The organism is uncultured Campylobacter sp. (assembly GCF_938040115.1).
In the GTDB taxonomy this organism is placed as follows: Bacteria; Campylobacterota; Campylobacteria; order Campylobacterales; family Campylobacteraceae; genus Campylobacter_A.
The window spans coordinates 1-13758 of record NZ_CALHXD010000260.1; the positions used below are offsets into that span (position 1 = coordinate 1).

Consider the following 13758-nt stretch of genomic DNA (forward strand, 5'->3'; position numbering starts at 1 on the left):
GCGAGCTTTGCAAAAAATATGGCGCGAATATACAAATCCACGACTTTAAGCGGTAAATTTAGCCACGGGCGTCAAATTTATTTTGGATTTGAACGCCCACGCTATTTTAATTTTGGCGCTAAATTTTGCTTTTTAATGTTAGTTGTGGCGGATTATTCCGCCCATTTCTGTCCGCTCAAGGCAACATTTAGCAAGATCCTAGCACGTATGGCTCTAACCCGCCACAATAGCTGTATTTTTAAATTTACAGTAGCAAGGCTTATTTGCACACTCATCTCAACGCAAATTTTTTAGATACTGGCACGCGCTAAATTCTCCGAGCTTGCAGCCCCGATCGTAAAGTTCTTTGGCGGCATTTTTATTCTTTTCTACACCCATGCCTTTTTCGTAGGCAAAGCCCAAATTTACACAGGCTAGCACGCTAGCACCCGAGCAAGCGTTAGTAAAGAGCACAACGGCTCTTTCGTAGTCTTTTTCTACGCCCTCGCCCTTAAAATAGCAAACCCCAAGATCGGCGCACGAGCCCACGTGCCCGCGCTCGCAAGAGGCCGCATACATCTGCGCCGCCTTTGCCGCGTCCTTTTCTACGCCGCCACCTAGCGCGTAGCTTAGAGCGAGATTATAGCACGCCGTTTCCTCGCCTAGCTTGCAGGCTTTAGCAAACAACTCGTTCGTTTTTTTACCGTCAGGATAGACGCCAAGCCCCTTGCCGTAGCTATACGCTAGGCTCGCGCACCCCTCGCCTACGCCTTTTTCGCAAGCTTTAGCAAAAAGCTCGTTTGCCTTTCTGTGATCTTGCGCCGCGCCCTGCCCGCTTTGGTAAAGTAGCCCCAGATACACGCAGGCTTTGTCCGCACCAAGCCCGCAAGCCTTGTCGTAGTATCGCACGGCTTTTGTAAATACCTTATCAAACTCGTAAAAATACCCAAGTCCCGCGCAATACATCGCGTTTTTCTCGCCGCCTTCATCGCAGGCAAGCTCTAAGTTTTTAATCGCGAGCGAGAGCCTTTTACAAATTTCGTCGTTTCCCTTCTTGCACTCCTTGCTAAGATCGGCTAACTCGCCGCCAAAAGACAGCGCCGCAAAAAACACAAGCAAAATCAAACGTCTCATAAGCTCAAATTTCCTTTCAAATTTTATAAATTTACCGCCGTAAAGCACCGAGACCGAAATGTCCGAAGTATAAATTTAAAAAGATTAAAATTCAAATTTAGCTAAAATCGCTATCAAAAAGGAGCGTAAAATGATCTTTGAAGACGAGCTGATTTTCATCGAGCGAGAAACGAGCGAAATCCCGTGGGTAAAAATTTTTACAAAAACGCCGTTTAAGGAGCTAACCGACTGCGACGAAGCCACGCAAAAAAGGGTTTTTGAAGCGGTTTTAACGACCGAAAAAGTAATGAGAAAATTTTATAATCCCACAAAAATAAACATCGCAAGCTTTGCAAACTACGTGCCGCGCGTGCATTTTCACGTGATGGCGAGGTTTGAGAGCGATAGCTTTTTCCCGGAGTCCATGTGGGGCAAAAAGCAGCGCGAGGGCGAGCTAAATTTGCCTGATTTTGCCGAATTTTCTCAAATTTTAGCGTGCGAGCTAGGCAAAACACGTGAATAAAAAAATACTTCTAACGCTCGCGATCATCGTAGTAGCAAGCGTTTTGGCGGTTTATAAGGCGCGCTGGGACGAGCAGACGCAGACGGAAAATATCAAAAAATTTCTCGACTTTCAAACGCAAATTTTAAATAAAAACATAGAAGAGGAAAAACTCTCCGCGATGACCGTTGCGACGCTGCTAGCGCAAAACGAGCACGTGAAAAAATGTATGAGCCAAAATAATCGTCAGATGTGCTTAGAGACGCTTGGCAAATTTACCAAAACGCTAAGCAAGGTGCCGATTTACGAAAATGCCAAATTTCACATCCATACACCTGAGATGAGGAGCTTTGCTAGGAGCTGGATACCGCTATATAACGACGATCTAACGAGCTTTCGCCACCTGCTAGCCGAGGCTAAAAACGGCGTAGCCGCAGGCATCGAGGTAGGTCGCGCAGGAGTTTTTATTAGGTCCGTCGCGCCGATATTTGAGGATAAAAAGATGCTAGGCAGTATCGAGGTGCTGCTTGATTTTAAGCATTTGAGCGACTTTTTCGCACAGCAAGGGCTAGGCCTTTTCGTGCTGCTCGACGCTAGCGCCGACTCGCCGTATCAAAACAGCAGCGACGAGGGCATCATCGAAGGCTTTCATTTCGTAAATAAGAGCTACGCAAATTTAAACGTCCTGCCGATGCTAAAAGACATCAAATTTAAAAGCGGAGGATTTTATCAGACGGATTCGCACGCCTTTACCATCCAGCCTATGAACGACGCAAAGGGCGAGCGAGTGGGATATTTCGTGATTTATTTTAACTCCGACTCAAAAGAGCGAAATTTAGCAAAACTCGGCGTTTGGTTTGATTAGTCAAGCAGGCTTTTTGAGTACGGCGAAAATTTGTAGGTAAAGACGCTGCCTTTGCCCAGTTCGCTTTTTACGCCATACTCTACGCCGTTTTTCACGCAGATGCTCTGTACGATATTTAGCCCAAGGCCAAAGCCGCCCTGCACGCCATCGTCTCTAACGTAGCGTTTCCAAATTTTACTCGTGTCTTTTATGCCTTCGCCCTCGTCCTCGACTACGAGCACGATTTTACCGCTTTTTTCAAAAAGGCGCAAATTTATTATCCCTCCTTCGCGGCTATATTTTACGGCGTTGCTCAGGTTGTTATCGATCAGTCTGCCCGCCTCTATCTTGCTCATAAAAATTTGCAAATCAGGCTCGATGAAGTCGTAAATTTTGATATTTTTCGCCATCGCGATACCGCGCATATACCGCGCTCGCTCGAGGCAAAATTCGCTCAAATTTAAAATCTCTGGCGGAAATAAAATATATCCGCGCTTGATGTAGTACTCGGTATCCTCGTATGTAACTTGCATCTGCTTTAGAGCCGAGCGCATGCGGGTGACGTATTTGTTATCAAGGCCCAGCATTTCAAGGTTTATTCCGATGACCCCCAGCGGCGTTTTTAGCTCGTGCATCGCGTCGTTAAAAAAGTTATTCATATATTTTTTAGCGTCTTTATATGGCTTTATCCCGCTAACAAACGACAAATAAAGCGCGAAAAATACGACCACGAGCGCAAACGCTAGAGTTAGAGCCGTGACGAATAAAATCCTAGCCGCGTTTTGCTTTTTGGCTAGCACGAGATAATAAAACTCGCCGTCCGCGCGAAAATAGGTCTTGTAAAAAAGATGCCCGTTTTCTTGCCTGGTGATAAATTTTAAATCGCTCGGGCGCGCGTCTAAATTTGAGACGACTTGCTTTTCTTTGAGATCAAAAACGCCGTATCTATAGGTGAGCGAAATGGGCAAAGTCTCGTTTTTATCGAGCGCTTTGCGGATTTTGCCCTCGTATTCTAGCAGCTCGAACATATTTTTCGAGTATTCGTCTTTGGAGCTTAAATTTATAATCTCGTAGCTTTGAAATATAAACAAAGCCATGATGATAAAAGTGGCTAAAATAGGGATTTTAAGATTTTGAAACATCTATCTTATAGCCTAGTCCGCGCGATGATTTTATAAACTCCGGAGTCGTTTTTTGACGGATTTTTAGTATGTGCATGCGCACGTCGGCGGGGTCTATTTCCTTGTCGTTCCATACCTCGGCGCGCAGCCGCTCGATGCCTACGAAGCTGTTTTTATGAAATAGCAAACACTCGATGATAGCAAATTCTCTCGTACTTAGCTCAACCGCTTCGCCTTTAAATTTGAGCCGCTTTTTAGCCGTATCGAGGCTAAAGTTTTCATCGATCGCGATCAAGTTTTTATCGTCTCTGCCGTGATATTTTCGCATTAGCTCGTTTACTCTAAATTTTAGCTCGGCTAGCTCAAAGGGCTTTTTTAGATACTCGTTACAGCCCAGCTCGTATCCGACCGCCATATCGTCTATATCCACGAGCGAGGTCATTATCATTATGGGCGTTTCACAGCCGATATCTTTGGCGTATTTTATCACCTCGTGTCCGCTGATATGCGGAACCTTGATATCAAGGATTAGCAGGTGATAAAAGCCCGCCGCTATCTTATCGCAGGCGATCTTGCCGTCTGGCGCCTCATCGACCTCGTAGCCTAGGCTTTCTAGGTATTCGCTAACGCTCTCACGATATACGAAGTCGTCTTCAAGCAGTAAAATTTTCATAAATTCTCCGAATTTTATCGCAATATTTTAAGGGAGATGATAGCTAAAAATGATTTTGGATCGTCTGAATTTAAAAAGGCTCGGCGAGTTTACCGAGCCTAATGCGTATAGTTTAGTCTAAATTTCACGCGCCCGTGAAAACTTGACCGGCATAAACTATATAGTATCTTAGCATCACGACGCCGCAGATAACTACAAGAGAGTTTGCTATGATGTAGCCCACTCTATAAGCGTGATTTTTAAGAGCCGTTAGCGCTATGGTGATAGGGGTCAAAAGTCCGATACCCACGACACCTATCCAGAATATTAACGCGTATTGTCCGGTGCTTAAAGCTTGTTTTGCGGCGACCGCGCTAGCTCCGCCCTCGAAATATAGTCCCAAAAATAGTATAGCTATAAGCGGTATCTCGAAAAGTACGGCGCGCAAGTCCATAACCAAAAGATACTTCACGTTGTCTTCGTTAAGAAGATGTTTGAAGCACAAAAGGCCGACTAGGATGTTTGTCGCTACGCCTGAGCTAAAGCCTGATGTTAGGAACAAGATCGGCAGAATCGGCGTGTTCCAAAGCGGAAGCTTCGTAATCGCGCTAAGCAAAAAGCCCGTATATATACCTACGCCGATCGCAAGGCAAAAAAGCGCCATCTCGACTATCTTTGAAAGCGGCGCAAAAGAGCGAATCAGCCTAGAAATAGGACGTAAAATCGCTAGAATTTTATACTTTTCTATCTCTTCTTCGAAAATAATCACCGCAAAAAGATAAGCTAGCGGCGTATAAAGCAGCAATAACGCAACGCCGATAGACATAACCGAACCGAAGTTATACTTAATCAAAATCCAGTAAAAACTAAGCGGTTTGCCAAGGTCAAGCACCAAAAGCGCAAGGCCCACGGTGATCGTTATAGGAGCCACTAGAGCGCCCGCCTTTACCATCGCGTCCCAGATGCTGCCGTCTTGTTTTTTGTGGTAGTTCCACTTAACAAGCAACGCAACCATCATCGCGCCTGCGGACAAACCCGCCAAAAATAGATAAACCGCTATCGGCCACGGCCAGTAAATTTCATTATATTGCGCTACGCTTCCCCACATATTATTCATGGCTTCCTCCTTTGCGGTTAGCTATCATAGCAAGCTTGGGTTTGGTTTTAAGCTCGGCTTTAGGATAGTAGTGAGATTTGGTATTTAAAATTTTACTTACTTCGCTGTTTGGATCGTTTATATCGCCAAATGCCAAAGCATCGGTCGGACAAACGGTCACGCACGCAGGCTGCTCGCCAATGCTCACTCTAGTTTCAAAGCAAAACGTACATTTGCCTATCTCGCCGGTTTTTGGCTCGACGTAGCGAGCGTCGTAAGGACAGGCTAGGATGCAGTATTTGCAAGATACGCAAGTAGAGTGATCTAGCAGCACGATACCCTCAGCCGTCTGAAAGCTAGCTCCCGTAGGACAAACCGCCACGCACGGAGCGTCCTCGCACATCACGCAACTATGTCTGCTAAAGTCGGTTTTTAAATTTGGAAATTTGCCCTTTATCTGCGAATGGACTTGAAGTCTAAAAACGCCTCTAGGCACTTCGTTTTCGCTCCTGCAAGCCACCGAGCACGCTTGGCAGCCTATGCAGAGGTTTTCGTCATGTATCATTCTATACGCTTTTTTCATCTTTTTTCCTTTACGCTTTTATTATCTTGACGCCGACGTTTCGCACCATCGTAGAGGCGACGGGGCCGATCACGGTAGGATCTAGCAGCTTGCTTTGATTCGTTCCTACGCCGTTCGTACGCTTTAGTCCCGCGCTTTCGTGACCAAAACCGTGATAGACGAAAAGCGTATCCTCCCTGATGCCTTCAGTCAGCATCACGCTTGCTTTTTCTTTTGCGGTTTTGCTTTGAAGGGTTATCTTATCGCCGTCTTTTAGCCCGTATTTTTTCGCGGTATTAGGGTGTATCCAGACGGGCGCGCTACTAATCAGGTCGTTTAAAAATTCGACGTTTTGCGTGTGGCCGTTGGTGTGTATCGGCGTTTTGCCGCTCATTAGGCAAAGCTCCTCGCCGAAAAATACGTCCATGCCCTCGGCGTTTAAGCAGCCGTATCCCGGAAACTGCTTTTCGACCTTTTCGCTAAAGAGCTCGATCTTGCCGCTATCGGTTTTAAATTTGACCTGCGACTCCATCAGCCCATCTTCGCCGACAAACTGCGCCGCGCTAGGAAATTTTTTGGTAAATTCTTTTACGCTATCTTTTTCTCTAAACAAAATCCCCGGCACCTTCCACGTGACGTAGCCGTCTTTAACCAGCTTTGCTAAAAGCTCGGCGTTTCCCTTTACTTGTTTGATTCTCCACTCGTCCATCGTATTTGAAGTATATAGCTCGTCTATTTTCATCCTGCGGGCTAACTCCCTAAAGATATCGTAGCCGTTTTTAGTATCGCCGACGGGATCTACGACCTTATTTCTTATCATATACGCAGGTTTTTGGCTCGACTTATCCTCGATGCCTTCGTCGCGCTCCAGATAGGTGCTCTCAGGCAGTATCACGTCCGCCCATATCGCAAAATCGCTCATATAAATATCCGAACAAACGATAAAATCAAGCTTTTTAAGACTTTCTATCGTAGTTTCCGTGCCCGCGACGTTTATAGGATGATTAAATCTTATGCTAAACCAGCCTTTTACCGGATAAGGCTTCTGGCTTAATATAGCTTGCGGAATTTGCATCAAAACGCCGTGACTCCTGCCGACGAATTTATTTACCCCGTCCTCGCCCGCGCCGTCTATCCTAGGGGTTTTAGGCACTTTTATCGCGGCGTCCGGGTTCGTGATCTCGGGGATTAGCTCTTCGCCTGCTAAAGTATTATATAGCTTAGCCTTTTTGCCGCCGAAAATTCCGCCCTTTTTCTCCCAGTTGCCCATCATCGCGTTTGCGGTCATTATAGCTCTAGTGCGGATATACTCAGCTCTAGTGGTAGTCGTGTTGTGGCCGAAGTCGATGATGACCTTAGGCGCCGCTTTCCAAATTTCTCCGGCGATACGCTCAACCGTTTTTGCAGGTATTCCAGTGATCTTTTCTTGCCACTGCGGAGTGGTGTCTTTAGTCGCCTCTACGACTTTATCAAATCCGATCGTAAATTTCTCTATAAATTCTTTATCGTAAGTGCCGTTTTTGATCCACGTGTGGATGAGGGCTAAAACAAATGCCAGATCGGTGCCCGGTTTTACGGGTAGCCACTCGTCGGCTTTTGAGGCTACGACGCTAAAGCGCGGATCTAAAACTAGCAGCTTCGTATCTTCTTTAGCGGCCATCTTAGCCAGCTTTTTAGCGTCGGCGATGACGATACCCTCAAAAAGATTGTGCCCGAAATTTACGACGTATTTTGCGTTGCCGAAGTCTCTTTTTAGCTTCGCATCTCCGTACATATGCGTACAAACCATCTGATAGGTTACGGGACAACAAGATAGGTGCGAGAAGCAATTAGGCGAGCCGTATGCGCTGGCAAAGGTCGTCATTAGCTTGTGCGTTTGGCTTGATTTTGCCGTAAACACAAAGCTCTCCGGCCCGTATTTTTCCTTGATTTCTAGCATTTTTTTAGCGACTAGATCTAGCGCCTCGTCCCAGCTCGCCTCTCGCCACTTGTTTTCGCCGCGCTCGCCTACTCTGATGAGCGGTTTTACGATGCGCTGCGGATCGTAGAGTTGATTGTGCCCGCTGCCGCCCCTTGCGCACACGGAAGTCGCCGTGCCGCTTACCTTGCCGTTGCCTTGGATGAAGACGTTTTTGCCGTCTACAACCTTGGCCTCGATAGGACAGCGAGAAGAGCACATCTCGCAAAAACTATAAACGGTCTTATCGCCGCCTTCTAGCGCTTTGGCGCCGACGGCGCCTAAAGTACCGGGCGCGTAAGTCATAGCAAGCAAGCCCGTGGCGGTGGATGCTTTTAAGAAATTTCGCCTCGAAGTATCCATTTTTTCTCCCTTTTTGAAATAAATTTACCGAAATCTTAAATAATCAACGTAAATTATACGTAAATTTTTCGTATCAATATAAATTTTAATTGATAACGATTATTTCGTTTTTTAGGGGAAAAGCTTAAATTTAATTTCAAATTTGTCAAATTTACAAATATCAAATTTTAACGGATGATGATATTTGAGCTGCTGTTTGCTTAAATTTATAACTTAAAAAGTATTCTTGCGATTTCCGTCAAAAATTATTTTAATTTTATTTGTATATAATTCGCGTATTTTTTCAAAAAGGCAAATTTAATGAAAAAGCAAATTTACATCATTCACGGCTACGACGCCTCGCCGCAAAGCCACTGGTTTTCTTGGTTTAAAGAAAAGATGCGCGGCCTTGCCGAGGTGGAAATTTTAAAGATGCCAAACCCGCAAACGCCAAAGCTAAACCAGTGGCTAGAAACGATGAAGCAAAACGTAAATTTAGGCGAAAATTCATTCATCATCGCTCACAGCCTGGGCACGATAACTAGCTTAAATTTTCTTAGCGGTTTTGCAAATTTGCCCAAATTTGGCGGTCTAATCCTAATCTCACCATTTGACGGGCCGATTAAGGAATTTGCGATTTTAGATGAGTTTTGCGAGCCGCAAATCGCCTACGAAAAGATAAAATCAGCGACGAATTTTATAAAAGTAATAGCCGCAAAAGACGACTATATCGTGCCTTGCGAGCTTAGTCTAAAGGTAGCGCGAAATTTAGACGTGGCACCTGATATATTTGAAAAAGGCGGACACTTTATGAGCGCGGACGGCTTTAACGAATTTGAGTTTATATTAAATTTATTTAAATTTAAAGACGAAAAATTATCATAAAATAATAACTAAAAAGTAAGATTATTTAAAAAAAATTACTATAATGTGCATTTTGATTTACTAAATTTATGTTCAAGGATCTGTTTTGAGCGAGTTAAAATCCCTATTTTTCAGTATGACGTCGGCCGTCGTGCTACTTATTATATTTGCTATCGGTAGCGGCGCGGCGACGATAATAGAAAGCTACTACGACACAAAAAGCGCGTGGGCAGCGGTTTACGGAGCGAGTTGGTTTGCTTTGGTGCAGGTGCTTTTAGGTATAAATTTAGCTTACAATATTTTCAGATATAACCTTTTAAGAAAAGAAAAACTGCCCGTTTTGATATTTCACGTTAGCTTTTTATTTATGCTGCTTGGAGCCGCGATGACGCGATATCTTGGCTTTGAGGGCAACATCCACATCAGGGAAAACGAAACCTCAAACGCGGTATTCGGAACCGTTTCTAGAATAGAAATCGCAGCCGAAAAAGACGGTCAAATTTACTCAAACTCAATCCCAAAACAAATCACTTCCGTCGGCTCAAACGACTTTAATTTACCTCTTGAAATCGCAGGCAAAAAAGCAAATTTAACCTTTGACGGATACTACAAAAAGGCCGAAACCGAGTACTACGAAGCAGACAAAGGCGAGCCGCTCGTTAGGCTTGCGGTCTCAAGCCCGGACTCAAAAGAAGAAATAAGCCTGCAAGCCGGCGAAACTCGCGAGGTGGGCGGCGTTAGCTTTGCATTCGACGCGCAGCCGCTACTTGAAAATTTCGTCAAAATCGAGCTAAAAGATGGCAAATTTTATCTAACTTCAAACCAAAATATCGGCTACTTTACGATGGCGACGAATGAAAAAGGCGAGTACGAAAAAGACAAAGCGACCGAGTTTTTACCGATGCAGCTCTATACGGTCACGGATGTAAATTTCGTACCAAAATCATTGCTAACAAAAGCTGCCAAACGAGTCGTGAGTAAAAACGGCGAGTATGACGCGTTGGTTGCAAATTTGACGTTTGACGGCCAGACGCAGCAGCTTATGCTCTACGAAAACAGCTACATACCAGCTAAAGCCAGGATCGACGGCGTACTTTTTAACGTTTACTGGGGCTCAAAGATGGTCGAGCTTCCATTTTCGTTAAAGCTTGAAGACTTCGAGCTTAAGCGCTATCCGGGTTCAAATTCGCCGATGAGCTATTCTAGCGACGTCATCGTCGAGGACTCTAGGAGCGGAAACTACCCGTATAAAATTTACATGAACCACGTACTAGATCACGACGGATATAGATTTTTCCAAAGCAGCTACGACCAAGACGAGCTTGGCACCGTACTATCGGTAAACCGCGACCCAGGCAAGATTCCGACCTACATCGGCTACTTTTTGCTAGGACTTGGGCTATTTTTCAACATCGTAAATCCTCGCTCGCGCTTTAGAAAACTAGCTAAAATGATAAACGAAGACGCCGTTAAAAAAGTCGCGAGCTTTGTGCTATTAGCCTGCTTTGCGGTATTTGCTCCGAGCAAAATCTACGCGGCCGATAACGCTAGAAATATCGATGCAAACCACGCCAAAGAGCTATCTACGCTCATCATCCAAAGCGCCGACGGCAGAATGAAGCCTTTTGACACCGTAGCAAGAGAAATTTTAAACAAGATCCACCGCAGCGATACGCTAGACGGCCTAAATGCAAACCAAGCCATACTTTCGATGATGGTAAACGCCCCGTACTGGCGCGACGTGCCGATAATCTATGTCGGAAATAAAGAGCTAAAAAAACTAATCGGCATAGACGAAAAGGCTAAATACGCGAGCTATAACGACTTTTTTGCGAGCGATAAAGACGGTAAAATCATCTACAAACTAAACAAATTTGCCGAAGCCGCAAACCGCAAAACTCCAGGCGAGCGAGGCACGTTTGATAAAGACTTGCAAAAAGTCGATGAGCGCCTAAATATCCTTTATATGGTATTTATAGGCGAAGTCTTTACTATGTTTCCAAAGATGGACGACCCGAACAACAAATGGTACGGTATAGCCTCAGCCATGATGTATCTTCCTAAAAACGAGAGCGAACCGATTGGCAGGATGTTAAGAAGCTACTTTACTAGCGTTGCCGAAGCTACAGAAAACAACAACTGGCGCCGAGCGAATCAAGCTCTAGCCGAGATCAAAACCTATCAGCAAGAACACGGTAAAGCGGTCATCCCGGGCGAAAAACGCATCGAGATGGAGCTGTTTTTTAACGAGTATAAAATTTTCGAGTCGCTAACGCCGATATATCTTTTGGCTGGGTTTGGGCTTTTATGCTTCGTGTTTGCTAAGATGGCAAGGCCTAAACTAAACATCAAATGGCTATTTGGTATCGTTTACGGCGTAAATATCTTGGCGTTTTTGCTGCATACTTTCGGTATCGGCATACGCTGGTATATCGCCGAGCACGCACCGTGGAGCAATGCCTACGAATCGATGATCTACATCGCTTGGGCGCTTAGCTTATCAGGTCTAGTGTTCTCACGCCAAAGTCCGATAGCTATGGCTCTAACCTCGATTTTAGCGGGCATTACGCTATTTGTCGCGCACCTTAGTTGGATGGATCCGCAGATCACCACTCTAGTGCCTGTGCTTCAGAGCTACTGGCTAACGATCCACGTTTCAGTCATCACGGCTAGTTACGGATTTTTGGGACTTTGCTCGCTGCTGGGTATGTTTACGCTCGTACTTTTTGCTATGCAAGGCGGTAAAGAGCATAAGGAAATTTCGCGAAATATCCTAGAAGCCACGCGCATAAACGAGATGGCGATGATACTGGGCCTTAGCCTGCTTACGATGGGAAATTTCCTAGGCGGCGTGTGGGCTAACGAGAGCTGGGGTCGCTACTGGGGCTGGGATAGCAAGGAGACGTGGGCGCTTGTTTCTATTTTAGTTTATGCAGCGGTTTTACACATCAGATTTATCCCTAAACTAAACAGCCAGTACGCATTTGCCGTGACTTCGATGTTTGCTTATTGGTCGATCATAATGACCTATTTTGGCGTAAATTTCTACCTAAGCGGCATGCACTCATACGCTGCAGGCGAGCCGATACCGGTGCCGACTTTTGTGTGGGTGGGCGCGCTTTTGATGGTCTTGATAGCTGTTGTGGCGTATTTTAGAAAACCAGATAAAACGGTGAAACTATAATGAATCAAACTACGATAGTAATAATTTTAGCGACGATTCTTTTGATGCTCGTCGCTTCCCTTATTTTTATGGCGGTTAAGCTAGGTAGCGACAAAATCGCGGCCAACAATGCGGCAAAAGAAGCCGCCAATCGAGGCATCACACTAGATGATTTACTCGCCGTAGCAAACGATCCAAGCACTAGCAAAAATAAGTTATTTTCTATTTTGAGGACATTTTATTCAAATTTTAGGTTACCGCCTAAAAAAGACGGCATAGCGCCCGAGGATGCAAAAGAGTATTTAAATTTTATTCTAGCTATAGCTTCACATAAAAATGCCGACGCCAAACTAATAGCTTTTATGACTAACGAACTAAAAAAGAAAAATCCTGAATACGCAAGAGAGATCGATGCCTACGAGCAAAAAGGTATGTCGCAAACAAAAAAATAAACTCTAGCTAATTTATTTTGTTTTAAATTTACTATTGAGTTCTGATTTTAGATAACCAAAGACTCCCGTAAATAGCCCCCCCCTAAAAACACACAAACTAATATAGAGTACTTAGGCGGTAAATTTTAACGGGATTTGATTTTAATAACCGCCTAAAAATCGCCAAATAAACTTACTTCACAAACGGCAGCTCAAATTTAATCCACTCATAGTCAAGTCCGATTTTCGTCACAGCCTCGTAGCAAATCGCGCTAAGAAGCCCCGCAAAAAGCCCCGCGACCATATCGTCGCCCATCACGCCCAGCCCGCCTTTTACGTTTTTGTCGATGCGGCCGATCACGGAAGGTTTCCAGATATCAAACGCTCTAAAAAACAGGACCGAGAGCGCAAACTGCACCGCCGTAGCGCCGCTGATAGAAATCGCCAGCCAAACGCCTGCAACCTCGTCTATCACGATGCTGCCGTGATCGTGCACGCCGGTTTTTGCTTCATAATCGTCGATAATCTTGATGCTATACAAAAAAAGGCAAATCGAAACCAAAAATAGCGTGGAAGCGGGCAAAAACATCAAAAATCCATACGCCGCTACCGCACCCGCAATAGAGCCCACCGTACCGGGGGCCTTAGGGCTCAGCCCAGCGCCAAAAAAAGTTAAAAATAATCTTTGCATAATTTCCCTTGAAATCAAATTTAAATCATAATCGGTGCATTTTTACTCGCCGATTTTTAGTGCGATTTTAGCAAATTTAACGCGCAAATTTCAAAATTCGGACGCCAAATTTTTGCGGATTTCGGATATTTTCAAATTTGAAGGCAAAAAGCGTTAAATTTATTAGATTTTTACAACCGCAAATTTTACTTTGTATTTTTAGCTCTCAAATTTTGATGGCAACCATACCATCCGTCCAAACCCGCACCTTAAAAAGTCAAATTTGACGCCAGTCGCAGCGCGAAGACTTACGCCAAACAAACTGCGATCGCCGCCATGCGCCATAAATACCAAGTATCAAATTTTAGAGTTTTTGCGGTGCGGGTCTAGGCGAGTAAAATTTGCAAATTTGAACGTAAAAGCCAAGATAAGGCACAAGCGCTCGCAATGCCAACATAAAGC

Annotated in this window: 12 protein-coding genes; 5 read left to right on the top strand and 7 right to left on the bottom strand. The window is 44.8% G+C overall.

From position 1 onward, the window contains the following. Positions 1-276: 276 nt before the first annotated feature. Positions 277-1113: a tetratricopeptide repeat protein gene (locus Q0314_RS08670; protein ID WP_298058287.1), complete on the bottom strand. Its 837-nt coding sequence runs from the start codon at positions 1111-1113 to the stop codon at positions 277-279. 130 nt (positions 1114-1243) lie between these two features. On the opposite strand from Q0314_RS08670, the gene Q0314_RS08675 reads away from it, so the two are divergent. Next, positions 1244-1615 (top strand): HIT family protein, encoded by a 372-nt coding sequence (locus tag Q0314_RS08675; RefSeq protein ID WP_298058289.1) that lies wholly within the window; start codon positions 1244-1246, stop codon positions 1613-1615. Continuing rightward, a complete protein-coding gene (locus Q0314_RS08680) occupies positions 1608-2459 on the top strand; it encodes a cache domain-containing protein (protein WP_298058291.1) in 852 nt (283 codons plus the stop codon). The genes Q0314_RS08675 and Q0314_RS08680 overlap by 8 nt, the downstream gene beginning before the upstream one ends. Here the strand turns inward: Q0314_RS08680 and Q0314_RS08685 are convergent. From Q0314_RS08685 to phsA, 5 genes are all read right to left on the bottom strand, one after another. After that, complete coding sequence (locus tag Q0314_RS08685) at positions 2456-3580, bottom strand: HAMP domain-containing sensor histidine kinase (RefSeq protein ID WP_298058293.1); 1125 nt, start codon at positions 3578-3580, stop codon at positions 2456-2458. The genes Q0314_RS08680 and Q0314_RS08685 overlap by 4 nt on opposite strands. Further along, the gene (locus Q0314_RS08690; protein WP_298058295.1) at positions 3564-4232 is read right to left on the bottom strand and encodes a response regulator transcription factor; all 669 of its coding nucleotides are present in this window, start codon (positions 4230-4232) and stop codon (positions 3564-3566) included. Before Q0314_RS08690 ends, Q0314_RS08685 begins: the two co-directional genes overlap by 17 nt. A gap of 124 nt (positions 4233-4356) precedes the next feature. Then, entirely contained in the window at positions 4357-5328 is a 972-nt protein-coding gene (nrfD, locus tag Q0314_RS08695) for an NrfD/PsrC family molybdoenzyme membrane anchor subunit (protein WP_298058296.1), read from the bottom strand. Further along, entirely contained in the window at positions 5321-5890 is a 570-nt protein-coding gene (locus Q0314_RS08700) for a 4Fe-4S dicluster domain-containing protein (RefSeq protein ID WP_298058298.1), read from the bottom strand. The genes nrfD and Q0314_RS08700 overlap by 8 nt, the downstream gene beginning before the upstream one ends. Before the next feature lie 10 nt (positions 5891-5900). Beyond that, positions 5901-8189 carry a thiosulfate reductase PhsA gene (gene phsA, locus Q0314_RS08705; RefSeq protein ID WP_298058299.1) on the bottom strand — a complete coding sequence of 763 codons (2289 nt, stop codon included), beginning with the start codon at positions 8187-8189 and terminating at the stop codon, positions 5901-5903. 300 nt (positions 8190-8489) lie between these two features. Here phsA and Q0314_RS08710 point away from each other — a divergent pair, with 300 nt between their 5' ends. The 3 genes from Q0314_RS08710 to Q0314_RS08720 all read left to right on the top strand — a co-directional run bounded on the left by Q0314_RS08710 (position 8490) and on the right by Q0314_RS08720 (position 12647). Further along, the gene (locus Q0314_RS08710) at positions 8490-9053 is read left to right on the top strand and encodes an alpha/beta hydrolase (RefSeq protein ID WP_298058301.1); all 564 of its coding nucleotides are present in this window, start codon (positions 8490-8492) and stop codon (positions 9051-9053) included. Positions 9054-9138: 85 nt separating this feature from the next. Further along, entirely contained in the window at positions 9139-12216 is a 3078-nt protein-coding gene (gene ccsA / locus Q0314_RS08715; RefSeq protein WP_298058303.1) for a cytochrome c biogenesis protein CcsA, read from the top strand. Further along, positions 12216-12647, top strand: a complete 432-nt coding sequence (locus tag Q0314_RS08720) for a fatty-acid--CoA ligase (RefSeq protein WP_298058304.1) — start codon at positions 12216-12218, stop codon at positions 12645-12647. The genes ccsA and Q0314_RS08720 overlap by 1 nt, the downstream gene beginning before the upstream one ends. A gap of 172 nt (positions 12648-12819) precedes the next feature. Here the strand turns inward: Q0314_RS08720 and Q0314_RS08725 are convergent, their stop codons facing one another. Then, the gene (locus tag Q0314_RS08725) at positions 12820-13317 is read right to left on the bottom strand and encodes a phosphatidylglycerophosphatase A (RefSeq protein WP_298058306.1); all 498 of its coding nucleotides are present in this window, start codon (positions 13315-13317) and stop codon (positions 12820-12822) included. Positions 13318-13758: the final 441 nt, after the last annotated feature.